Here is a 24,486-nt window from a genome sequence, read left to right as displayed (position 1 = left end):
CTCGCTACTGGCTTAATTACATTTATGGAATCTTTTTTGCTAAAGATTCCATAAATAGTTTTTAGTGAAAATGATTAGTACAAATATAAATCATTTTACAAGGTAGTATTTTCAAATAACCTGTGCCTATTATCAATTATATATTAGCAAACTATGACGTTTCATGACCAATAAATAAGGAGACTTTAATAGTGAGGAAAACATTTTTAATAGTATTTACTTGCATGTTCCTACTTACATTTATAGGGTGTTCTAACGAAGAAAGAATAAATTCAAATACAAATATCTCAGCTGCAGAATCTTCGATTACTTCAGTTCAAGAGGGCTCGAATAATTCATCCCAGTCAACACAAAGATATAAAAAAAATCTGGGAGAAAACCTATATGTTGATGCAATAGTTGATGCCCCTAAAATGGAGAGTGCTTCAGTACTAAAAGCTGAAAGCATTAAGTTTAACCCCGAAGTACTACTTAAAATATTCTTTGGAACAAAACATATCAACGGTAAAAAAGAGGGTGTTGGGGTATTGTATAAAGATGATGAAAAGAATCTTATGGTACTTAATGATAAAACCTTTTTTGAATTTTATACATCGTTAAAGAGTAATATTCAGGGCATTATTAATACATCGGATACTGGAAATCTAAATAAATTCAAGTTGGAAAATCTGGACTTCATGTCTAAACAGGAAGCAATTTCAAAAGCAAAAAAATTTATTAGTAAACTTAACATAACTACACATGGTCAGCCCAAAGCTTATTCAATTGACTATAAAACCATGCAACAGGAACAGGAAAAAAGCCTAAAAGAAGGTCTTCAGGGTTTTGTTGATGCTGGTAAGGTTAAACTGAAAGAAAAATGGACAAAGGATGATGAATTTTATTATATACAATTTAGGATAGATATAAACGGAATTCCATGTGACAATATAGGATATACTCAGATTCCTTCAGGTATTCCCGTGAGTGGAAGTCAAATTGAAATTATCATTTCAAAAAAAGGGATTGAACTTTTTACTCCCCTAGGCACAATTTATAAGAAGGTTGGAACTGCTGGCGATGCCAAGTCTGTAATTACAATCGACAAAGCATTGGAAACTGTAAAAAAGAGATATGAGAGTGTAATTCTACAAAATGAGGTTGTAATTAAAAGTATTTCTCTTATATATACGCCTAAATTAATAAATCCAAAAATTGATTCAAAAACCGGCGCAATAGATTTAAAACAATTAAATCTTGTACCCTGCTGGCTTTTTACGATTAATCAAAGAGGAAAAAATACGGAAAACACAAATATCGCTGAAATTGACAAAGTTCCAAATACATATATTCGTGTTAACGCCATTTCTGGAGAAGAAATTCTTTAGTCCAAATGAGGAGTCATTATGAAATCTTTTTTCAAAACTATAAAAAATGATTTGGTACGTTCAGTTATATCGATTGAGTTTACTTTAGCAATCCTAGGAGTGTGTATAGTTTACTATATGGGTGCTTGGAGTGAGCTAAAGTTTGCACCTGATATACTATATTTGTTTAGATATGCCAAAGAGGCCGGTACTTTTGACATAATATTTATACTAGTATCCATACTCCCATATACAACATGTTTTTGCAGTGACTGGAATAATCAATACATAAAACCATTTATTATTCGTACAGGAATAAAACGATATACTATTTCAAAAATTATAACGTGCATGATATCCGCCGGAAGTGCATACGTCTTTGGAATGTTAGTATTTGTGGCATCACTCAAAATTAGTCTTCCGGTAATAAGCATTAATTCTGATATAAATAATTATACAAAAGCACTGGGCGGAGAATTGCTTATAAATGAAAGATACTTTTTATATTTTGGGGTTTATTGTATCTTGGGATTTTTAACGGCTGCTTTATGGACTACGGTTGGTCTTTATGCATCAACATACTTACCTAATAAATATATTGCACTATTTACTCCTTTTATAATGTACTATGTTCTAAACCTTTTCACAGGTAAATTTCCTGTATGGCTGCGGTTAAACAGAATTAGTCAGGGGCGATGTGCAATTGGAGGAACTGCAACCAGCCTTGGATATGTTATACTACTACATCTTACATTAATTATTGTAATAGGATTTTTATTTTCAAGAAAAGTAAAAGGTAGGTTAGAAAATGGTTAAAATGAGAAAGGTTCTTTCAACAGCTGTAAATAATATTCGGAAATGGCCGTCAAACCCGCGTATCTTAATATTATTTATATTACTTATTATATTTTTAGTTAATTATCTTAAACCTATAATTAATTTTTCAAATAGTACAGGGTACAGAGTTACCCCTTGGGTATTTCCGTTTTTCGCTGACTCTGTTTTTACACAAATGGTAATGATGTTTGGAATCGTATTTCTTTTCTGCGATGCTCCATTTATGGATGTAACACAGCCATATTCTATTATTCGCAGTGGCAGAACCCGGTGGGGACTTGGACAGGTATTATATATCATGGTAAGTACAGCTATTTACTTTTCATTCTTAGCAGTGGTCAGTTGTATCATTATATCGCCGAATATGTTCCTTAGTAATGAGTGGGGGAAGGTTTTAGGGACTCTCGCACAGACGAATGCAGGACAAGTATTTAATATAACTTTGCCTATAAATTATGAAATACAATCAATATACACACCTGTTCATGCTTTTTTTCTAAGTTTGATACTGGAGTGGTGTGCCGGGACTTTATTAGGACTTATTATATTTATTTTCAATATCAACTTTAATAGAGCCATTGGAGCTATTGTAGCTTCTGTGATGGTTTGTTTAGATATGGTAATCCAAAATGCACTGCCTTTTTACACATATCATTTTTCAATTTTATCATTGGCACGTTTATCTATTCTTGATACTAGTGGATTATCAACCCGTCCAACAGATATATATGCATTTTCCTTCTTCGCTGTAGGAATAGTTTTATCTGGATTTATAGCAGTTTTTTCTGCCCGGAAAAAGTCGGTAAATATATTACCTCCGGTATAATTAAAATAGGAGAGTTATTTTATGAATAAGGATATTATTATAATTAATAATGTAAGCAAATCATTTAAAGAAAATACAGTGTTAAAAAATGTGTCTGTTACTTTTGAGAAAAATAAAATACATGGTCTAATCGGACGTAATGGGTCAGGCAAGACCATGCTTTTAAAATGTATTTGCGGTTTTGTTCCAGTAACTTCAGGAGAAATCATAGTAAATGGTAAGCGTATTGGAGTAGATACTGATGTACCAAAAGATGTAGGAATTATAATAGAAGCTCCGGGTTTTTTGCCAAACTATAGCGCTTACAAAAATTTAATGTTTTTAGCTTCAATCAATAGTAATATTTCAAAGGAAGAAATAAAAAACGCTATCAAACGTGTTGGACTTGACCCGGAAAATAAGAAGTGGGTAGGAAAATACTCTTTGGGGATGCGTCAAAGACTTGGAATTGCACAAGCAATAATGGAAAACCAGTCAATACTTTTGTTAGATGAACCTATGAATGGCATAGATAAGCATGGTATTAGTGAGATACGTGAACTTTTGATTAATCTTCGAAATGAAGGTAAAACCATCATCCTCTCCAGCCATAGTGCTGAAGATATAGACATTTTGTGTGATACAGTATGTGAAATGGATAACGGAACACTTGAGGTAATTCGAAAAGATGCAAAAGTCTGAGGATAACCAACTACTCTACTTTTAAGAATTATATTTGAATGTCATTAACTTACGCACCTACTTTTTAAAAGAAGAGGAGGAGAGAGTAGTGAAGAAAGTCTGTTATTGAAGCAAGCAATTGTGAGAGCGAAGCGGCTGATAATAGGAAAATACGAGTTTATGCATATTGCAGAGTCAGTTCCATGCATAAGGAACAGCAAAATTCATTTGAAGCACAGGTAAGCCATTAGACGCAATATATTCAAATTAACTCTCAATGGGAGTTTGCAGGTATTTACTCTGATGAAGGGATAAGTGGGACCAAAAAGGAAATAAGGCCTGAATTCATGAACTAATTATCAAACTCATAATAATGTTTTGTTTCAGTATCAAACAATATAGTATTTTTAACTAGTGAAGGCCCTAATGCTTTTCCTTTTTTCTTATCATTATAAATATAATCCTCTTGTATGTGCATTTCTCCTACCTCGCCATTCTTAAACAAATCTAAGTTGCTTTTGACCTTTTTTATATTTAAATCAATTAATTCTGACTTAATTAAGTATTCTGAACTTAAATTCGGTGGATTAAGTTTAGTCTGGATTAAATCCTTGAACTTATCTTGTAGCTTCTTAGAATTATGCTCAATATACAAATTGTTGTAAATAAGAATATATTTTTCAAAATTAGGATTAATAATTAAAAAGCAGTCATTATCTGATTTATCAACAAATGATACATAGTAGTTAAATTTTCCTCCTAATATTGGAGGAACTGTCTCATTTACAGATTTTAAAGTTTTACAATCAAAGTTTTTTGCAATATAGCTCTCTATATCTTTTTTGGGTTGCTGTGAGCATCCGATTAAGAATCCTAAGACAAGTAAGAAAACAAAGGCCAGATTAATTTTTTTCATAAAAATTACCTTCCATTTAGCTAGAGTTTATTGTATTGTTCATTAAATAAATTATTTACCTCCTTTTATAGATTATATTTTTATTTATCGAATAGCAATGAAATTATATCATTTAAAAGTAAATATAGTGTAAAATTTTGGGACAGAATCCAATAGATACTTGTTCGATTATATTGTTTAGGTATTTGACTATGCGCTGCAGTTGTACTATCCATCGAAATACCTCCTTGACACAGATTACTAAAAAGTAAAAAATGAATATTAAGGAGGCATTACAAATAATGACAGGAGAGCAAAAACAACAAATCAAAGTACTTCGCTACCAAGGTTTTGGGTATGAGAAAATAGCTAAATCAATAGGGTTGTCAAGGGACTCGGTCAGGGGTTACTGTGTAAGGAATGGATTAAACGGATTAGCAACAGAGTTAGTATCAGAGTATCGTAGTGTAATGAAAGAGGAGTTCCAATCCATTTTGTGCCTTAACTGTGGGAGCCAAATTGTACAAAATAAATCTGGGCGTAGAAAAAAGTACTGCTCTTTAAGCTGTAAAAGAGAATGGGAGAATATTCACAGGAAATCGTATAAACTAATTTGTGAATATTGCGGAGCAGAATTCAAATCATTAGGAGCAAATGGGCGAAAGTACTGTAGTCAGAAGTGCTATATCAGGGATAGATTCTGGCGGGAAGAGGATGCAGCAGAAGTGATAAATAAAATTCAGGAGTATAAAAAAGTGAGCTGCTTGCCGAAATGGCTCAAGGATTTACTATTGTCGGGTACTTGATTTTACGGAGGGTATGCACTACTTGGAAACGCGTGGAAAAAAGTCGGAGAGGGTATGTGCGAATCAATTTTTTGAGAGTATAGGTTTTATTAAAAACCGTAAAACTCTTGAGGTAGAGATGATGATAATAAAACGCGAAATACTTTCTTTTTTGAAGAAAACGACCCCCGGGGTCGAAATTCTGATAATTTTATTAGATCGAAAATTTTCTTATATTTTCTGTAACTATTTGTTTTAGAGTCATACTGTTTCGCATTTGTTAAAAACTACGAAGTAAGAAATATATATATGCGTTAAAATGTTAAGTTCGGTTGACAAAATTCCAACTTTAGTTGGTAGAAGACAATTTTTATTTCAATTATACTGTATCTACAAGTTAATTCGAAATATATGAAAGGTGCGATAACTATGTCATTAGGTGAAAAATTACTAGATTTGCGTAAAAAAGCTGGTTTATCTCAAGAAGAAGTTGCTGAAAAATTGGGTATATCCCGGCAAACGGTAAGTAAATGGGAAACAGACCAAACAGTCCCTGAACTAATAAAGGCTAAATTACTTAGTCAGCTATACAATGTAAGTTATGATTATCTTATTAGCGGATGCCCTATTGGTGGTGATGTTACTAATATAGAATTAATTGTCGATGAAATTGACTGGACAAGTGCGTGGAGTAAAAAGTATCCTATTTTAGCTTCATATCAAGGCATGAAGGGGATAGATATTTATAAGGAAAAGCTATCTGAGTTATATGATACTTTTAAAAATGAGTTCGGCTTTGACGATGCGGATACAACATTAGTTTTAAAGGATATACTTTACCAGAAATATAAAATGGCAAAAAAGAAAATTAGGTAAAACAAGTATTATTTGTTTCACAACTTAGTAAACAGGAGGTAATTGGTATGTCAACAAGTCAAACATTTGTTGATTGGGCCACACTTGATAGAATTTCGTTTTCTATGGATTCAGTGGAATCATTTAACACCGTTATCGATAAATTTATAGCTTCACTTGATGATTCAGTAAAGCTAATTGCTCTTGGAGAAGAACTCCATGGGGGTGAAGGGTTTCTCATGCTTCGCAATAGACTTTTTCAACGATTGGCTGAGGTGCATGGTTTTAGTGCTATTGCAATTGAAAGCAGTTTTCAAAAGGGTCATATTGTGAATGAATATGTAAATGGTAATGGTTCGGATTCCTATGAATCAATCAAAGAGAATGGGTTCAGTCATGGCTTCGGTCTACTTGAAGCCAACCGAGTTTCAATTTTGTTTCAATTTTGTCGAATGGACTCCAGCAGGAGCACATCTTTGTTCGCTATTTGGTACTCAGTATGTAATAATCGGAGCAGGTTTGGGTATATCTGAAGATAACGGCATTACGGAACCTGAATACGGAACTCTTGAATCATATTTAACTAATGAGTTAGAGTCTGCAATGTTCATTCCAACAAATAAGATTCAAGCACTTTTTAATTAAAATCCACAGGATACACTCATGGTGCTTTGCCGTTACCATAGGAAAAGGTAATCAGCTGTGTACATAAAGTTTATCTACGAACATTTTGTACCTCATAATTATATAAGCACTAATAAGTTTATTAAGTTTAAGTATTAGTATTTAATTCATATACTTTATTTCATACGAAGCAAAGTTCATGGCATACGCCTTTACGTTAAAGCAACACAGTCCAGAGGCCATTTTGTTATAGAAAAATCCCTCATAAAGTTATTCAATCTTATCTATAAACTGTTTTCTGTTTTACTGCAAAAAATAATATGCTAACAATAAAAACAATGTTTTTTGTCTGTTTAGCTTACCCTTAATGCAATTTCATTTACATGAGGACTGCTACAGTGTAGAATATTAACAAGTGATATTACATAGGGAGAGGGTTAAATGGGCATTCTGAGAGAGATATTCGGGCCTAGTAAAAAAGAAATCTGGAAATCGTTAAGTGATCAAATCGGTAGTGAATTTATAGAGGGTGGTTTTTTCTCAGCGGATAAGGTGGTTGCTCACGTAGAAGATTGGACTGTGACTTTAGACACATATACTGTCTCAACAGGAAAATCCAGTACTACTTATACAAGAGTAAGGGCACCTTATGTAAATAAGGATGGATTCAGATTTAAGATTTACAGGAAAGGTATCTTTAGTGAGATTGGCAAAGCTTTCGGCGGTCAAGATGTTGAGGTCGGATTTCCCGAGTTTGACGAAGACTTTATTATAAAAGGCAATGATGAGCAGAAGCTCCGCACACTGTTTGCAAATGGTAAAATCAGACAACTGATTGAGTTTCAACCTGAAATCCGTCTTGAGATAAAAGATGACGAAGGATGGTTTGCCAAGAGCTTTCCCGAGGGCATTGATGAGTTATACTTTTGCGTAGTGGGTGTGATTAAAGATATTGACCGGTTAAAAGCTTTGTTTGATTTGTATGCTGAGGTTCTTGATCAGATGTGCTTAATGGGCTCGGCATACGAAAGCAATCCTAATGTAGAATTATAATATTAATATACTACTAAAGCATGATGAAAGAACAGATAATAACGTCTGTTCTTTTTATTTTTGGCTATCTGGTTTGAAAGAACAAAATCAAAATCATGGAGACGGAGGTGGGATACTGATATTAACATAAGCATATCCTATATTAGTATCATAAAAAGCGATAACATCGCCATCACTAATAGCAGTTCGCTAATTTTCTAAATATTATTTTCGTGTATTTTGAAACTAATGAAGGATAAATGCTTTGTGAATTTTTACATCAACCACGTAATTATTTAACAAAAGATACAAATTTAAACTAAAATTACAAAAAAAGTTGACAAATTATGTATATAAGTTATAATACTGGTATAAAAAGTAAGTTTTAAAAAAGTTATTTAAGATTATGATGTTAATCAAAAAAATAATTTTGCGATTATAAATGTTATATATAGAGAAAACAAAGTTATTTTCATAAGAATTTTTAAATTACTAAACCCTTATATTAAAAAAGTTAGTATTGTTTTTGTGTGTATTATCGCTTCATTAGGAATTAATATGGTTTTCCGCTAATAAGCAAGCAATGGACTACGATATGCTTAAAAAGGATTTTGATATTGTAATTAAATTTTCTGCAGTTACTATTGCTTTAGTTTTAATTGATCAAGTAGTAGGCTTACTTCAGAGAAAATATTTTTCCTACGTAACTTCTATGTTTCAATATTCTTAAACCACCTTTTAAAACTTAAATTACAATATTTTAATTATACTAATTTTTCGGACTTTCATAGTTGTCACGGATGTTTAGGATTATTAGAGGAATAATTGGACTCTTAATTTTGATTTTATAGATGTAAGCAAAAACAGTGGTGAAAATACACTAATGATTTTCTAAATAACATTTAATGTTACTTAGAATTCATATAGAACCATTTAAGTGATTATGGCCATGATTTACATTTAAAATGGAAAATAATTTGAGAGGAGGTTATTGTATGAATAAGTTACGTAAAAAATTGATTACAGAAACAGAAACTATAGAGGCATATGCGAACAATTGTTATTCAATCTGTTCTTCTAATTGCTACTATCCATGTAGCGCTCATACGTTTGCTGCTGCTAGTGCATTGGAAAACAGTTCGTATTATCAATATAACAAATAATTGAATTTATGTATTTTACTGAAAGACCACATTGTAAAAGATTTTGCTTATACCTATCAATAGTAATTTTACGTTGAGTAGGAGAGAGTACATCTTCTGAAAGTACTGACTATAAATATCATCCGTTGTAAGAATTGTTTATCAACGGATGATATTTATTATAACAAGTACCTTTTTATAGATGAATATATCTCAAAGCAAATGGATTTAAAGGAGGAACTATGAATTCAGATAAACCTTTTATTCATCTATTTCAGACACCAGGAGGATATTATCTATTTGATGTCAATACCAACTATATTTTGAAAATTAGTGGTCGCATTTATGAAAAGCTTTGGGGAGTATTAAAGGATAAACAGGATATTGCTAATATTGAGCAGGATGCAGATATTATTTACTTAAAGAATAATGGTTTTTTATTAAATAAACGAGTATCCGAGATAGCACATCCTGCAAATGATACATTAAAATATTATCTCAACAGAAAACTTGAGATGGCTACGTTACAGATAACAAGAAATTGTAATCTAAGGTGTTCTTATTGTGCTTATTCAGGTAAATACTTTAATCGTACCCATGAAAATAAAACGATGACTTTTGAAACTGCTAAAAAAGCTATTGATTTTTTGATAAATCATTCAACTGATACACAACATATAAGTTTGGGATTTTATGGAGGGGAACCTTTACTTGAATTTGATCTAATTAAAAAGTGTATAGAATATGCAGAAGAAATGGCAGAAGGCAAAAATATCACCTTTAATATGACTACAAATGGAACACTTCTCACAGAAGAAATTGTTGATTATTTTGTAAATCATAACTTGAATCTTACTATAAGCCTTGATGGTAATAAAGAAGCACATGATAAAAACAGGAGATTCTCAGCTAATGGAAAGGGTACCTTTGATGTTATCATGAAAAATATAGAAATAATAAAGTTAAAATATCCTGATTACATGAAAAAAATATTTATTAATATTGTTATGGATACTGAAAATGATTTTGGATGTATTAACGACTTCTTTTTTAATTCTGATATTCTTAACGACTCAATTATGAATTCAACATATATAAGTGACAATTATATAAAAGATTCTTATAAGGTTGAAGAGGATTTTATTGTAAAGCGCCAATATGAGACCTTTAAAATGTATCTTTCAAAAATCAAAAGGCTCAATGAACAAAATGTCTCTAAGATTATATCAATTGAGTACAGTATTTTAAAGGTTAAAATGCAACAAGAGTGGAATATAATGAAAAATTTGCCTGATAAGGCACATCCGGGGGGACCATGTATTGCAGGAGCAAATAGATTGTTCATTGATGTTGACGGAAATATGTTTCCTTGCGAAAGGTGTAGCGAAACTTCCGACGTAATGAAGATTGGGCATGTTGATTATGGCTTTGATATAGATAAAGTTAGGAATATTATGAATATTGGACAATTAAGTAAAGAAAACTGCAAGAATTGTTGGGCTTTTAGACTTTGTCAGTTATGTGCTGCTTCAGCAGATAACATAACTGAGCTCTCTAAAGAAAAGAAACTGTCTGGTTGTACAAGAGTAAAAAGAGTTCTGGAAAGCGAATTGAAGGATTATTGTGTATTAAGGGAACTAGGACATGACTTTGATAAGAACACTATCCCGGTTTTAGACATGGTATCCATTTAGTACATTTAATGAATTTACTTTTGGGGGAAAACATATGAACAGTAAAGAGAAACTATTGATTTATCCATTTGATATTCAATCTAGCCCTATTGTCAGACATACTAATTTAATGGGCAATTACGAACTTACAGGGATTGTATCTCCTAATGGGTGGGGATTTAGCTCTAAGGATGCAGGAAGTGTAGATGGTGGAGAAGATATTGGTATAAATGTGAATAGTAGTTTTAATGAATTGATTGACTCAGTAGATACTGTGCTTTTTATGGAGTCATATAACAAATTAGACATTAAAAAATTAGTTTATTCTAAAATACAAGTAGCAGCAGATAAGGGTAAAAATATCATTTGTACATTAAATCTTGAAGATGAACTTTTTAAAGAGATAAATGAAAAGTGTATGAGTAAAGGTAAGTATTTTAAATACTTTAGTCCTTCTAAGGGATTAAATAAGGGTTCAGATACGTGCAACTTAGATAGTCTTTTGGAAATTACTGTACCTGTAGTTTTTGTTTTGGGGGTAGCTGAGAGAACCCACAAATTTGAAATACAACTATCTCTTCGAGAAAATCTTATAGAGGCAGGTTATAAAGTTTCACAGGTTGGGTCAAGGCACTATTGCGAGATGCTAGGGATACATTCTTTTCCTGATTTTATGTATAGTACATGTTTACCGGAAACGAAAAAAATTATTTTATTTAATAATTATATAAAAAAGATTGAGATTGAAGAACAGCCAGATATAATAGTTATAGGTATTCCAGGAGGGTTAATGCCGTTTAATAAAGAATTTAATAATAACTTTGGTATATTTGCATTTGAGATTTCTCAAGCTATATTCCCTGATATTGCTATATTTAGTACTCTATACGGAGACTACCTACCAATTTATTTTGAGAAGATATCTTTATCTATTCGTTATAAACTTGGCTTTGAGGCAGACTTTTTTAATTTATCTAACAATAGTTTTGACTTTAAAGGTTCACAATTTTTAAAGTCTATGCAGTATCTTACTGTAGATTCTGAATTAGTTGATGTAAAAAAGCAAAACTTCAAAAAAAATAATATATCTGTTACAAATATACTAAATCAAGAGGATGCAAAAGCTCTTACAGACAATGTAATAAAAAAACTGACGGGAAATGCGGATGTTGTACCTGCTATATAGACATATTGTATCCAGCAGTCAGAAAATGCAAGTTTTAAAGGGGGGATTAGTGTGATAACATGTAAAAGAAATATTGAGAAAGAACTTGAAAATATATTTTTAAAAAGATTTAAGCTTGATTTTATAGAAATGGACATTGAGGCTAAGAATGATTATTTACTGGGTTCAAATATTAAACTTGCTCCTAGAGACTTGCTTTACGTATTTGTAGATATCGAAGAAGAATTTAAAATAACAATTCCTGAGAGTTATATAATAAAAGGAAAGTTTAACACATTCAATAATATTTTACAAATTATTAAGGATGAAATTATAGAATGATTAATATGTTTGTAAATTTATACATATTAAAACGCAAAAAGTACTCGCATTTAATTTCCAAGTTGATAAATATAGGATATGCTAATTGCATTTAACACAATATTTATAAATAGGTAATGTTTGCATTATAAAATTAAATAAATAGATAAAATAGATTAGAGATTGAATTGTGAAGAAGTTGTTTTTATGATAGATATGATTTGCTTTTTATTAGTTTTTATTGCTATAGTCTGTTCTAATAAAATAGATTCATGCGGGAAGAGGATGCAGCAGAAGTGATAAATAAAATTCAGGAGTATAAAAAAGTGAGCTGCTTGCCGAAATGGCTCAAGGATTTACTATTGTCGGGTACTTGATTTACGGCGGGTATGCGCGAATCAATTTTTGATGAGTATAGGTTATTTTTTAATTTTTAGATGAACCGTCAATCGGGAGGAGAGTGTCTTCTGTTTGACGGTTTTATAAATTATGAGTTGGTTGTGAAGCAGAGTTTTAAAACTAAGTTTTATATCGGTCTGGCAATGAAGACGAGCCCTTTAGGGCGGTGGGGGCTTATCTATACTTAGATGTCTAGCCTTCCGTCGTACATAATCATTTATTGGCTCATACCTGATCCCAGTTCGGGTATCTTTGATTCCAGATAGACATTTTCTCTAGTGAGCAATGTTATGGGAATACAGACTTTGTTTTTGTAACATCCCTGAACTGACAGTTTAACTCTTTATTATATTTGTTGTATATATTGTTTTCCTGATCTGCTCATCTTGTGATCATTTCGTATTTCCATCTGGTAGTTTCCTTTCATCCTTGATACACTCTATAAGTTATTTTGTTACCGCCATATACATACAAAATTTAACCCCTATTTTCTTACATTTTATCAATGTCATTAACATTAGTGAAATCGAATAATTTTTTGGCACACATAGCAGAAACCGTGCCAACAATGTTAGCACGGCTTTCCATAATCATTATGAGAATTTCTTACTTATTATACAGTTTATAGAGGAATACTGCGGCTTCTGCTTTGGTTGCATTCCCAGTCGGATTGACTTTATTATTGCTACCTACAATCAACCCTTCCTTAACCATGGTAGCTACGCTGTTCACTGCATAAGAAGCAACTTTGGACTTGTCGTAGAATTTATCCAGATCCGCAGCCCTACCTTGCTTGTTCAGACTTTTCACAAGTTTCAAGGCTCTTTCTGTCAACACCATCATGTCCTGCCTTGTGATTCTGTTATCGCTGCCGAATTTGTCGTTGCCTATGCCACTCGTAATACCAAGAGCTTTAGCAATTGCAATTTCATTATAATAGTAAGCATCCTCCTGTACATCGCTGAAATTGCCACTTGTCTTTGTAGTTAATCCAAGTGTCCTAACAAGTGAGTAAAGGAAATCTGCCCTTGTGATATCGGTTGTCGGATTGAATACATTACCCTCTGTCTTGAGAATATCCTTTGATGCAAGTACTTCGACCGCTTTCTTGGCCCATGCTGCCCTTCCAAGATCTGTGAATGTCTTGGATACGTAAGATATCGCATAGTCGTCGCTGAAATGAGTTGTTGTGAAGATTACCATACCGTTATTGGGGACATAGCGTCCGCTTGGTATTGTAATAATATTTCCGCTTCCGTCAATGTACCAAACAACAATCATTTCGGGATTCTTCAATTCGTCCGCAGTTGGCTTGTAAGGCACGGATACGGTTACAGGTGCGCTGGGATTGCTCCAGACTGTTTCTTTTCCGTCTACCGTAAGGGTAAGCTGTATGATTGGCCTATCGCCGAGAGCTGCCTTCACTTCCAACGGGAGCTTGGACTTGTCACTTTTGCCAATTTCCAGTGCTACTTCCTTGCCGCCGCTTTCAGCTGTGCCGGTCAACATGTTACCGGAGATTACAACCTTACCCAATTCAGTGGAAAGAGTGAGCTTGTCATCCTTTGTTCCACTTGTCAGTGCAGCAGCAGGTAAGCCTACCGAGTAAGAATTCACTCCTTGAACCACAGGTATATCTATGGTAACATCTTTTGCCAGAAATTCCTTTGCTTTTTCCAGATCCAGTGTCGGAACGAATGCGATTCCATTCTTCACAGTCGTTTGCATGGTTACTTTTTGATCCTGAACAACTGGCACTACAGGTGTAGAAGATGATGTTCCGGTGCTGGGAGAAGACGGAGTTTTGCTATTTGTTACTTTTATAGTGTAAATCTTTACCCTACCGTTTTCAGCTGTTACCTGTACCTTTATATTCGTCACTATACCAGGTGTCAGCGATATTGTTCCGGAAGCTGTACCGCTGGTAACAACCGTGCCATTCACTTTAATTGATGCCTTGCTATCAGCCGTTGTCGCAGTCACCTTAATGCCGGTCGCATCCTGCAGGGAAGTACTGCATTGAGTGGTTGCTGAGGTGAATGTCGGCTGGAGTGTTCCCACACTAAGGGTCAGATCGCTGAGATTCGCATTGGACGATTTTGGTGTATACATTCCAAGGTCGCCGAGGTCAATTTTATAGCCGTCCTGAAGTTTCTCGTATTCGCTATTAAAGAAATCATGCAGGTATGAATGTCCAAGAATGAATCTGTCCGGATTAATGGCGCCGTAGTAACCAGCATTGGCATTGCTCTGACTGTCAAACAGCACATAGCTTCCCTGCCATCCTGAACCGGATACGCCCCAGCTGATGATGTGATCGATGTACGGGGCGAACTTGGTGAACATTTTATACATCAGCGCATACTCATAACCAAGGGCGTCAGACTGTCTGACATTGAGCACTGCAGGAGCAGTCGCACCGCCGCCGGGGGTGTTGGTCGGCACCTTAAGGTCTAGTTCCGAGTAGGAAATACCGGAAAGAAGGCCTCGGTCAACGAGAGAGGCATAGAGGGCCATGGCATATTGGTTATCGCTTGCAAGGGTATTTCCGATCGAATCATGTCCCTGGATACCGATGTCTTCGATAAGGGGCCTTCCGTCATACAGCGGATCGGAGAGCCATGCGGTGTTCAGTTCGAGAACCATGTTGTATACAGTCCTCGCTTTGCTGCGGGTAGCAAGGCCGTAATCGTTGTAGGTCAGTTTAGGAGGATTGTCAACGATATAGGCGTCAATGCTTCCATTGGTGTCGTGCTCATCGAGCTTCATGTACTCGGGAAGGTCAGCATAGTTGGCTTTGTAAGCTGCCGCCATCTTGGCGTTGGGGGCCGCGATGTGCGCGTATTTGAAAAGCAAGTAAATGTAATGATCTTTGATGTCGCCACCAATTAAATCATCTGACATTGCAGCAAGCCAGTTGGTGTGTTTGAGACTCGTTCTCCAACTATTCACATTCTGGGGAATGTTTTCGCTGTGGCGGCTCTCGTGAACCTCTTCGTTGAGTACGTCCCATGAATTGAAGGGGATTACTCCGCGGGATACGCTTGAGCCATACTTCGTATCTGTGCTTAGGAAGTGACGCATCACATACATTGTGTGGTTAAACTGAACTCTTCTGGCCATTTCTTTGTCTACCTTAACCGTGGTTGTAACGCCGTTGCCCAAGCCGTAGAAATCGGTTGTGCCGTTATATCCGACTGGAAGGTTCGCAGGAATAATCTGTGTCATCCATGAAGGGGCTTGGTTGTACCATGCCAAAACATGGCCGTGAGACTTGTACTCTCCGGGAGTTCCGGAATCTCTTATCGCTTGATAAGAGTTGGTCGGGAAACTGTATTCACTTACGCCAGGGGTGGTGGTTGCGCCATTCAGGGCATCACCAGTAACGCTTTTCAGCCAGCTCGGGCCACGAGGATGTGTTCCATCGGCCTTGAGATTGTTGCCGTCGACAAAGATTTCATAGTGATTGGCTCTAGTTTCGGTTACTGCTCCGGTTCCGATGGCACCGACCATAAACATGCCATTTTCACTGTTGTAAACACTCTTTAAAGGTGCTACGACACTTTGATTTTCATTGTTGACTACGTTGGGGAGCGCAACGCCTTGGGGATCGGGTGCGGTTATTTTGATGTTTGCGACAAGGAGCATCCCGGTTTCTGCGGGACGGCCGGTCTCACCATGGAGTTCTAGAACGAAGTCCGAGGAATCGCCTGTTGAGGCAGTGACGCTGTTGTGAGTCACCAACCAGGTTTCACCGTTGTAGCTGCCAACCCAGTCGGGGTTAAGGTTGTTGTACTGGTAATCCCTGAGGTAGCTATCGATGTTAGAGCTGGTATTTCTCATTCTCCACCTCATGTATTTGCCCTGCGCGCTCTTAGGATAGTACACATCAAACTCAATAGTTGAGCCTTCGGGGACATTTACAGCCGGGGACAACAGAGATTGAATGCTAATTCCTCCGAACGTGCTTACTCCGTTATGGGCGTAATTGATCTGGAGTACATCAGCTTTGCCTTCGGAATCTGCAAAAGGATACGGAATCATATTGAATGTGCCACCAGCAAAGTCGGCAGGGACACGGTTGTCAAGCGGGGTTCTTGAGGTCCAGACATTTGTGGGCTCGGTAATTTTTACAGGTACTTTACCAGGACCAGGATCAAGACAGAAATAGGGATCTGAACCGTCCGCTTTGATCTTTTCATTGAAACTCACTATTGCGTCCTGAAGGTTGGCTATAGCTTCATCGACGGGAGTAAGCTCATTGCGCGCGGACTCAAGCGCGTTATTAAGATCTTCGAGTTCGTTGGCGTACACCCAGGGGAAAGCTTTGTTCACGTCGGATCCGTCGTCAGTGTGGCTAATCTGCAGCTGGAATTCCTCGTTGCCGGCTTTTAAAGCTTCGGCTTGTGCAATGAGGTTGTTCAGTTCAAGTGTTGGTTCGCCTTCAGCCGCTGTGACCGGGACGGGAGTAACCGTGAATAATGAGAACAGCATGATGACTACGAGGAGGCGGGATACGTTGATTAAGAGTTTTTTATCTTTCATCTTAGTTTTGCTCCTTTTCTAAGGCAACCTCTAAAATCTCGTTTTAGAGTTACCCAATTCTCAGATTTTGGATTTTTTAATACTTTACAGATTGAAATGTTGTGATAAGCTGAAGATTTTGTAATTTTTCGACGAATTAACTATTTAAATATACCTACTTTCGCACTACGTACTTGTCCCTTGGGTTACGTCGTACGTGGCTTGACGAACATTAAAAACACCTCCCGTTTGATATAGTATGTAAGATTCGACATGTTTTTTATTGACTATTGATAATATAATATGAAAATCTTATAATAAAATCCATGGATGTAAATTAAATCATTTGTACTTTTTTCGGAAAATGGGGTATTTTTATGGACTACAAGGAAATTAATCCACAAATAGACTATTTTAATAATAGGCGCGCTACTCCAAACTGGGTTATTCAAGATGCAACAATTAACTTTATTGATTTATCCTATTTCTCAAGAGGGAAAGCCTTTTACAAAGTGAATGGTGAATATTATGAAGTCAATCAGGGCGATCTCATTTGTATTCCGAAAGGCAGCCAGCGAAGCGCAACTACGGATGCGAACAACCCAATGGAAGCATTTTCTGTAAATTTCCAGTTATATGACATTAAAGGGAATGATGTTGAGCTTCCTTTTCCATTGGTATCCCATGTTGGCACCTCGGAAGAATTATTATATTTGTACAATGAACTGACACTTGTGTGGTTGAAAAAAAGTCTAGGGTTTGAAATAGAAGCTCGCGCATTGCTTTTGATGATTCTACATAATTATTTCAAACGCTTCTATTATAAAATTAACGTTCAAAACATTGACATCAGAATCCAAGAAACCATCAGGTATATCCTAAGTAATCTCCACAAGCCTATCAAAGTAGAAGAACTTGCCATAAATGCCGGTCTAACAACCGCATATTTCGGAACACTTTTCAAAGAGTATATAGGTTGTTCCGCAAAGGAATATATTAATAAGATGAAAATCAGCAATGCGGAGAATATTCTTCTTAGTGGCGAGTTTACCGTAAAGGATGCAGCATATAAATGCGGCTTTGAAGATATCTTCTATTTCAGCAAGCTATTTAAAAGAATCAAAGGATATCCTCCCTCCAAAATCCTATTGGATAAAAAGATGGTAAGTTCTCAATATTAGGGTACCTTGTTGTCGACAGCATTGTTATGGTACCGGGTCCGTAATTCAGGTGACCACGGTAGATCATAACATTTAAATTTCTCCTACTAATATTAATGAAACAGTGGTAAGAGGTATTAAACTATTATTGGAATATTATGGATATGATGATACTAAAATCGAAAAAATGCTGATGAATTTGCGAGCGAACTATTAGAAATTAATTAAGTATTTAGTCTACATAGTTGGGTAGCTTTAGTCAAAGAAATTACATTCAGAAACATAAATTTATTGGATATACCAGCAACCAAGGAGAGGCTAGTGCTCAGATACATCTATTTTGACCACTCAAGGCACGTATTGGATAACGGATTTGTTGAAAATTGTAAAGTAGGATGACATGGGTAACCCCACTTTTGCTATGGATTGAGCAGAAGTGGGGTTTTTAGTTTTGCACCTCAACCAATATAAGCAATATTGATTAAACTTAAAAGTATTGTTAGCTAAAAAGGAAATTAAAATAGAATTTATAGAAATTTATTGAAAATGTAATATTTTATGTAAATAATAGATAAATGCTGTTTTAAAGTGCCTATTTTATGTAATAAGGTCAGATAGTATGATTTTTAAAAATGAGCATCCAATTACTTTGTGATAGTATTAATATGAAGAAAATACGTGAAAATATTCCTAAAATAGGTTTTGTATCCATGACGGGTATAAATCCCCAAAAGGGAGTTTATACTCAAAAGTTATGGTAACTAGTTCGAAATCGTGAAGGTTGGTGTGGGTCGGATAAAAATACAATGGATGCAAGTATTAAGTAAAGGTTTTGTAATAATTGACTTTCCATATAGTGGTGAAATTATAGATTTTATAGAAGAAAAAAGAACTTGCGTTTGGCTTTCCGGAAATACTTGAGAAGATCTTTAAAGCAGTCTCTGAAGAGCTCTAGGAGTAATTGCTTAAAGATATATTATATAGTTTTGATATTCAATGAAAATCAAGGCTATAAAGGTTACCCTTAATATTTATTCTATCAGGAGGAATTGAGAGTATGAGAAATTTCAAAAAGTTAATTGCAATAGTCTTAGCAATATGCGTACTAGCAACATTTTCGATATCTGCATTTGCTAACGCACAGACTGATGCACAGTATTTGGAAAAGCTTAATGTAATTAAAGGTGATGGGAATGGTGTAAATGCCGATTACCTTGCAAAAGGAACTACTAGAATTCAGGCGGCAGTAATCTCTCTTAAATTGTGTGGATTAGAGGCTGAGGCTCTTAAATTTTCATCTAAAGTGAACTTTGCTGATGCTGATTCATTAGCATGGAAAGAAGGAAGAAATATTTTAGCATATCTCAAGGCTAATCCGCAGTTGGGATGGGTTGGTATAGGCGGAGGCAGATTTGATCCTAATGGCCCGGCGACCGCTCAGATGATTTACAAGATATTGCTTGAAGCATTGGGTTACAAAACAGGGAAAGACTTTACGTATGCAAATACAATTAAGTTTGCAGCTCAAAAGGGTCTTACCAAGATCATTACTGTAAAAGGTCAGATAAGCAATGCCAATTTAGCAACTGCACTTAAGGAAGCTCTTGATAAGCCAGTTGCCGACGGAACAAAGACTCTTGCTCAGAAGCTCGGCTATGATAAGGCAACTACTGGGGACCAAGGGACTAAGAGGGTAACAGTAGATGCTAATGGTTTTGATGCCAGCGGAAGAGTTGTTGCTTACTATGGCTCACCGGATAGTGTTGACGGAGACATTGAAGATGCTTGGAAGCTTGCTGAACCGGTAAAATTTACAAAGATAAGTTCCGGCAGTACGAATACAACAGCAACCATGAGAGTGTTGTGGGATGATAATGCTGTGTATTTCCTTGCTGAAGTAAAGGATGCTAACATTTCCGATGCTTCCGGTAATGTTTATGAAAAAGATAGCGTGGAATTTTTCCTGGACGAAGATAATAAGAGATGTGGGACATATGAAGGCGATGATAGTCAGTTTAGAGTTAATTTTAAAAATGAGAGATCCACGGACCATGGTGATTTAACAAATCTGTATACAGCTGCAAAGACAGTAGCAGGCGGTTATGTAATTGAAGGCCGCATTGCATTATCTCAGACCCCGGCCAATGGTAAGGTAATGGGTATGGAGGGTCAGATCAATGATGCAACTGGAAGTACAAGAATAGCTACTATGAATATATTTGATACCACGGGTACTGCTTATCAGGATACAAAAAAGTTTGGTCAAATGCTTTTAACTGGTAAAGGCCTCAATTCTGTATCAAAACCAAACTTTTATGATTTGAAATCCTTAGTCATGAGTGCAAAGGATATCGAGCTGCAACGCTATTCTAACGGTAATGCAGTTGACACACTAATTAAAGATTCAGAAACTGCGATTGCTGACAAAGCTTCAACACAAGCAAAATTTGATGACTTGCACATTAAATTACAAGCTGCCATTGATAATTTGGTACATAACGATTTATCCTTTGATGAAAAAGAGTGTAGAGATATACCAAAGGCATACAAGACGTCAGATCCTGAGAGCATAAGAGGATCTATCGTAAGAGTTGACTACAAAACAAATACTTACGATCAAGACGCAAAAGCTTTAGACAAGTATATGCTTGTATATCTCCCTCACGGATATGATGCCAACGATAAAACCAAGAAATATGATATAGTATACCTGATTCATGGTAATGCCGAGAGTCAGCATACTGCTTTTGGCGGTGTTGGTCAGAATTCAGAGCTTATGAGAGCAGTTGATAATTTGATTGCTGCCGGTAAGATGAAGCCAATGATTATCGTTACTCCTACTTGGTATAATACAGCTCCATATACTCCTGAGAGACAGAAGGAAGATGGACTGTTCCGTATTAAGAATTTTCATAATGAATTAGTGAAGGATATCATACCTACAATTGAAGGAAAATTTAATGTATATGCTCAGTCTAACAGTGAAAAAGACTTGCTTGCAGCAAGAAATCACAGAGCTGTTGCCGGATTCTCCATGGGTTCTGCCTGCACTTGGTATAACTACATTTATAGTATAAATTACTTTAAATACTATGTTCCAATTAGTTTATGGTGCTGGCAGGATGTAGACTCAATAAAGAAAGAAGGATATAATTTCACGGGAACCGATGATGAGATCAAAGCTAAATATTTAGCTGAAATCGCTAAAAAAGCGGGTTATACAAAAGATGATATACGAATCTTCTGTGCAACAGGTACAGCTGATTTAGCTTATAATGGAATGAATTCCCAGATCACTGAAATGAAGAAACTTACTGATACGTTTGTTTATTCAGCAGATCTTAGAAAGGGTAACTTCTATTATATAACATTGGAGGGTGGAGCTCATAACTGGACCTGCGTGGATCGTTATTTATACAATATCTTGCCAGATTTGTTCTTGGACAACAAATGATTACGTCTTGGATAAAAAGGCGAAGCAGTTTTAAGTAAAGTGAAATAATCTTAGAAAAGGAACAGGAGAAGTACAATTCTCTCCTGTTCCTTTTTTTTATGTGAAACGGTCAAAGTACCTCAAAGCTGTCACTGAACAACACCGTGACTTTCTTGCGCCGACCCACTTAAAGGATATGATGAGCTGTATCTCTTTCGGCAGTCTTTTTTATTCCTGATGTGATGGCTTTTTTAGCAGCATTGCCTTTGGCTCCTGCTCTTGCCAGGACTCCGGCCTTTTTTAACTTGGAGGTTACAACTGATGAATCTCATTATCTTTTCAGTTTGCCTGTTATTCTCTTCAAAGGACATATTTGGGTAATATCATCTATCATAAATAGATTTACCTTCCAATCCCCAAGTATATCAACTTTAGTAATCCTGTCACAGCTGAGAAGCAATACCAATTGCCATACTATGCAAAAATACCTATGGGTTGAACAGAGCAGAAGTTTCCTGTTGAGTAAATGTAATTGGCGGCATCTTTTGTAGATGAAACACAAGATAATATCCATATTATTATTTTACAATATTTTGAATAACTAACATTATTTGCTTGACGAATTCTATTATATAATATACTATTATAACTATAAATCAATATATTTGTAATTATGGGTTTAAATGGTAAAAAACATGGTGCTGTTATACAAACAATAAATCTATCTAAATTGAATGCAAATTTTAATTTGAATAAAACTTTTAGATTAATACTAACATCCCAATTAAAGGCAATCAGTGTGAAAATAATTTTTTGGATAATAGGAATATTGTCTTAATGAAATATCAATAGGTTTTTAGAAAATGTGAAGGACGGTTTATAATGCAACTATTTGTGGGATTATTATTGGCAACATTAGCCGGATGTAGTGTTACTGTGCAGCTTTCATTAAATAATAAATTAACTTCTTGCGTTGGTACCATGTGGACAACCTTCGTAAGTCATGCAGGGGGAGCTATCTTAGCTATAATTATTATTGCGATTATTCCTGGCAGCTTTTCTTATGCTAATGAATCTGTTTTGATTGGATTCCGCAGTGCACCCTGGTATAGTTTTCTAGGTGGAGTTATGGGTGTCATAACAGTTGTCTCCATACTTTTTTCTATGAGAACACTTCCTCTCGGGCAAGTTGTAGCATTAACAACGCTGGGTCAGTTACTTTTAGCGGCTATATTTGAGAAATTTGGCCTTTTCGGTTTAACTCCGAGCCAATTTGACTACAAAAAGGTAGCAGGTATCTTATTACTGGCTATAGGAGCATATTTAATGAACTCCAAATCATAAAACCACATTCATTACTTAACTATTTCTTATTCTTAACATTCTGATTACGGAATTTTTATAATAGCGAGACTTTTTATTACTTTTCCGGAAATGTTATCACAAATATTTTCTTTGGGAATATCGGCCAATAAAGAAAGATTAATTTCTAAATAAGAAGTCATGAAAATGTTGTATGAGTTCTTATTCGGTGAGTGCAAGTGTATAGTGTTAGAATACTTTAGATTAAAATCAGAAAAAGGAGATGTGAAATGGAACAGATTACTATTACAAAGGAATTTACATGGGATATGGCTCATATGTTAGCTGGACACTTGGGATTATGCAAAAATCTTCATGGGCACACTTATAAAATGCAGGTTGAGATTTGCAACAAAAAAGATAGTGTATGTGAAAGACAAGACATGGTAATGGATTTTAAGGATTTGAAAGATATTATAAAAGAGAAAATAATAGATTCTTTTGACCATTCTTTCGCCTACTGGAAAGGCTCTGATGACCCTGTTGAAATACAAATTGCGGATGCTCTTACCAAAAACGGAAGAAGAGTTGTTCCGTTGGATTTTAGGCCGACCGCAGAGAAAATGGCAATTTATTTTCACGAGTTAATCAAAGAAGATTTTGAGAGTAAAGGATTTGAAATTAAAAAAATTAAACTCTGGGAAACACCTACCAGCTTTGCTGAATATACCTCGGAGGGAAAAGATGACTAAAGATTTAATTATGGGAAGAAAAATCCCTGTAATTGAGATTTTCAACAGCATTTCAGGGGAAGGGATTTCAGCCGGTACTATTGTAACCTTTGTAAGGGTTGCAGGATGTAATTTAAGATGCAGCTTTTGTGATACCCGATACAGTTATGAAGGCACTTATAATATTGAAGAAATGCTGCCGGAACAGATTCTGGAAAAGGTAGCCGAATATAAGTGTAAGGATATTATTTGTACCGGAGGAGAACCTTTAGAGACTGGAATGGAGAAACGTTATCTACCTTTATTTCTCGCATCTTATGGATATAATGTCCGGATTGAGACAAATGGCAGTTGTGAGTTGTACTCAGAAGAAGAACTGAGAAGTTTTGGAATAGATAACGTATTAAGAAATGTATATTACACTATAGATGTTAAATGTCCCGGGTCTGAAATGAGTAAGTTCGATTTGATTGAAAAAAATGTGCACTTTTTAAAAAAAGAAGATGAAATAAAATTCGTAATAGCCGGCGAAGAGGACTTTGAGTATTCTATTGAGAAAATAAAAGCATTTAAAGATATATTCAGAAGCAATGAAATAACCTTGAATTTTTCGCCGGTATTTGGGAGTATTGAGCCCGCAGAACTGGTGGAACTTTTGAAATTGCATAACAGTTTTTTTGCGGAACATGAATTAAGGGTTAGGTTAAGTCTTCAAATACATAAATTTATCTGGAATCCTCAGAAAAGAGGAGTTTAATTGAACTAAAGAGGAGTTA

General features: G+C 35.3%; 18 protein-coding genes. 16 read left to right on the top strand and 2 right to left on the bottom strand.

All coding sequences use genetic code 11. From position 1 onward, the window contains the following. The first annotated feature begins 191 nt into the window (after nucleotides 1-191). Genes CLO1100_RS16265 through CLO1100_RS16250 form a run of 4 tightly spaced genes read left to right on the top strand, consistent with a single transcriptional unit; the run spans nucleotide 192 to nucleotide 3,690 of the window. Nucleotides 192-1,367: a hypothetical protein gene (locus tag CLO1100_RS16265; protein WP_014314867.1), complete on the top strand. Its 1,176-nt coding sequence runs from the start codon at nucleotides 192-194 to the stop codon at nucleotides 1,365-1,367. A gap of 18 nt (nucleotides 1,368-1,385) precedes the next feature. Further along, complete coding sequence (locus tag CLO1100_RS16260; RefSeq protein WP_014314866.1) at nucleotides 1,386-2,162, top strand: hypothetical protein; 777 nt, start codon at nucleotides 1,386-1,388, stop codon at nucleotides 2,160-2,162. After that, entirely contained in the window at nucleotides 2,155-3,009 is an 855-nt protein-coding gene (locus tag CLO1100_RS16255) for a hypothetical protein (RefSeq protein WP_014314865.1), read from the top strand. The genes CLO1100_RS16260 and CLO1100_RS16255 overlap by 8 nt, the downstream gene beginning before the upstream one ends. Before the next feature lie 21 nt (nucleotides 3,010-3,030). Beyond that, a complete protein-coding gene (locus CLO1100_RS16250; RefSeq protein WP_014314864.1) occupies nucleotides 3,031-3,690 on the top strand; it encodes an ATP-binding cassette domain-containing protein in 660 nt (219 codons plus the stop codon). A 331-nt stretch (nucleotides 3,691-4,021) separates the two neighbouring features. Here CLO1100_RS16250 and CLO1100_RS16245 read toward each other — a convergent pair whose 3' ends face one another. Beyond that, entirely contained in the window at nucleotides 4,022-4,585 is a 564-nt protein-coding gene (locus tag CLO1100_RS16245) for a hypothetical protein (RefSeq protein WP_014314863.1), read from the bottom strand. Nucleotides 4,586-4,866: 281 nt separating this feature from the next. On the opposite strand from CLO1100_RS16245, the gene CLO1100_RS16240 reads away from it, so the two are divergent. The 7 genes from CLO1100_RS16240 (at nucleotide 4,867) to CLO1100_RS16205 (ending at nucleotide 12,182) form a co-directional block, all read left to right on the top strand. Continuing rightward, entirely contained in the window at nucleotides 4,867-5,370 is a 504-nt protein-coding gene (locus tag CLO1100_RS16240; RefSeq protein WP_014314862.1) for a hypothetical protein, read from the top strand. 408 nt (nucleotides 5,371-5,778) lie between these two features. Beyond that, a complete protein-coding gene (locus CLO1100_RS16230) occupies nucleotides 5,779-6,225 on the top strand; it encodes a helix-turn-helix transcriptional regulator (protein ID WP_014314860.1) in 447 nt (148 codons plus the stop codon). Nucleotides 6,226-6,272: 47 nt separating this feature from the next. Beyond that, a complete protein-coding gene (locus CLO1100_RS16225) occupies nucleotides 6,273-6,737 on the top strand; it encodes a hypothetical protein (protein ID WP_014314859.1) in 465 nt (154 codons plus the stop codon). Nucleotides 6,738-7,269: 532 nt separating this feature from the next. Continuing rightward, the gene (locus tag CLO1100_RS16220) at nucleotides 7,270-7,881 is read left to right on the top strand and encodes a hypothetical protein (protein ID WP_014314858.1); all 612 of its coding nucleotides are present in this window, start codon (nucleotides 7,270-7,272) and stop codon (nucleotides 7,879-7,881) included. Nucleotides 7,882-9,244: 1,363 nt separating this feature from the next. Next, entirely contained in the window at nucleotides 9,245-10,696 is a 1,452-nt protein-coding gene (ccpM, locus tag CLO1100_RS16215) for a Cys-rich peptide radical SAM maturase CcpM (protein ID WP_014314856.1), read from the top strand. Nucleotides 10,697-10,730: 34 nt separating this feature from the next. Next, a complete protein-coding gene (locus CLO1100_RS16210) occupies nucleotides 10,731-11,861 on the top strand; it encodes a TIGR04066 family peptide maturation system protein (protein WP_014314855.1) in 1,131 nt (376 codons plus the stop codon). Between the two features lie 51 nt (nucleotides 11,862-11,912). After that, entirely contained in the window at nucleotides 11,913-12,182 is a 270-nt protein-coding gene (locus tag CLO1100_RS16205) for a peptide maturation system acyl carrier-related protein (RefSeq protein ID WP_014314854.1), read from the top strand. Between the two features lie 984 nt (nucleotides 12,183-13,166). Here the strand turns inward: CLO1100_RS16205 and CLO1100_RS20065 are convergent. Next, nucleotides 13,167-17,105, bottom strand: a complete 3,939-nt coding sequence (locus CLO1100_RS20065; RefSeq protein WP_014314853.1) for an S-layer homology domain-containing protein — start codon at nucleotides 17,103-17,105, stop codon at nucleotides 13,167-13,169. A gap of 356 nt (nucleotides 17,106-17,461) precedes the next feature. Between CLO1100_RS20065 and CLO1100_RS16195 the strand changes: the two genes are divergently transcribed. From CLO1100_RS16195 to CLO1100_RS16175, 5 genes are all read left to right on the top strand, one after another. Further along, nucleotides 17,462-18,265: an AraC family transcriptional regulator gene (locus CLO1100_RS16195; protein ID WP_014314852.1), complete on the top strand. Its 804-nt coding sequence runs from the start codon at nucleotides 17,462-17,464 to the stop codon at nucleotides 18,263-18,265. Between the two features lie 1,036 nt (nucleotides 18,266-19,301). Next, nucleotides 19,302-21,698, top strand: coding sequence for a sugar-binding protein (locus tag CLO1100_RS16190; protein ID WP_014314851.1), 2,397 nt, complete (start codon nucleotides 19,302-19,304; stop codon nucleotides 21,696-21,698). 861 nt (nucleotides 21,699-22,559) lie between these two features. After that, nucleotides 22,560-23,021, top strand: coding sequence for a DMT family transporter (locus tag CLO1100_RS16185; RefSeq protein WP_014314850.1), 462 nt, complete (start codon nucleotides 22,560-22,562; stop codon nucleotides 23,019-23,021). Between the two features lie 248 nt (nucleotides 23,022-23,269). Next, nucleotides 23,270-23,731 (top strand): 6-carboxytetrahydropterin synthase, encoded by a 462-nt coding sequence (locus CLO1100_RS16180; RefSeq protein WP_014314849.1) that lies wholly within the window; start codon nucleotides 23,270-23,272, stop codon nucleotides 23,729-23,731. Continuing rightward, nucleotides 23,724-24,467: a radical SAM protein gene (locus CLO1100_RS16175; protein ID WP_014314848.1), complete on the top strand. Its 744-nt coding sequence runs from the start codon at nucleotides 23,724-23,726 to the stop codon at nucleotides 24,465-24,467. Before CLO1100_RS16180 ends, CLO1100_RS16175 begins: the two co-directional genes overlap by 8 nt. The last annotated feature ends 19 nt before the right edge of the window (nucleotides 24,468-24,486 follow it).

The organism is Clostridium sp. BNL1100 (assembly GCF_000244875.1).
Classification (GTDB): Bacteria; Bacillota; Clostridia; order Acetivibrionales; family DSM-1351; genus Ruminiclostridium.
Note: the sequence above shows the minus strand (reverse complement) of the source record. Positions and strands in the feature narration are given on the sequence as shown.

Excerpts from the sequence above, each read along its gene's own strand:
- CLO1100_RS16195 (WP_014314852.1), top strand. The coding sequence starts at position 17,462 with ATGGACTACAAGGAAATTAATCCACAAATAGACTATTTTAATAATAGG.
- CLO1100_RS16210 (WP_014314855.1), top strand. The coding sequence starts at position 10,731 with ATGAACAGTAAAGAGAAACTATTGATTTATCCATTTGATATTCAATCT.
- CLO1100_RS16260 (WP_014314866.1), top strand. The coding sequence starts at position 1,386 with ATGAAATCTTTTTTCAAAACTATAAAAAATGATTTGGTACGTTCAGTT.
- CLO1100_RS16180 (WP_014314849.1), top strand. The coding sequence starts at position 23,270 with ATGGAACAGATTACTATTACAAAGGAATTTACATGGGATATGGCTCAT.
- CLO1100_RS16245 (WP_014314863.1), bottom strand. The coding sequence starts at position 4,585 with ATGAAAAAAATTAATCTGGCCTTTGTTTTCTTACTTGTCTTAGGATTC.
- CLO1100_RS16255 (WP_014314865.1), top strand. The coding sequence starts at position 2,155 with ATGGTTAAAATGAGAAAGGTTCTTTCAACAGCTGTAAATAATATTCGG.
- CLO1100_RS16220 (WP_014314858.1), top strand. The coding sequence starts at position 7,270 with ATGGGCATTCTGAGAGAGATATTCGGGCCTAGTAAAAAAGAAATCTGG.
- CLO1100_RS16225 (WP_014314859.1), top strand. The coding sequence starts at position 6,273 with ATGTCAACAAGTCAAACATTTGTTGATTGGGCCACACTTGATAGAATT.
- CLO1100_RS16240 (WP_014314862.1), top strand. The coding sequence starts at position 4,867 with ATGACAGGAGAGCAAAAACAACAAATCAAAGTACTTCGCTACCAAGGT.
- ccpM (WP_014314856.1), top strand. The coding sequence starts at position 9,245 with ATGAATTCAGATAAACCTTTTATTCATCTATTTCAGACACCAGGAGGA.
- CLO1100_RS16185 (WP_014314850.1), top strand. The coding sequence starts at position 22,560 with ATGCAACTATTTGTGGGATTATTATTGGCAACATTAGCCGGATGTAGT.
- CLO1100_RS16230 (WP_014314860.1), top strand. The coding sequence starts at position 5,779 with ATGTCATTAGGTGAAAAATTACTAGATTTGCGTAAAAAAGCTGGTTTA.
- CLO1100_RS16175 (WP_014314848.1), top strand. The coding sequence starts at position 23,724 with ATGACTAAAGATTTAATTATGGGAAGAAAAATCCCTGTAATTGAGATT.
- CLO1100_RS16250 (WP_014314864.1), top strand. The coding sequence starts at position 3,031 with ATGAATAAGGATATTATTATAATTAATAATGTAAGCAAATCATTTAAA.
- CLO1100_RS20065 (WP_014314853.1), bottom strand. The coding sequence starts at position 17,105 with ATGAAAGATAAAAAACTCTTAATCAACGTATCCCGCCTCCTCGTAGTC.
- CLO1100_RS16190 (WP_014314851.1), top strand. The coding sequence starts at position 19,302 with ATGAGAAATTTCAAAAAGTTAATTGCAATAGTCTTAGCAATATGCGTA.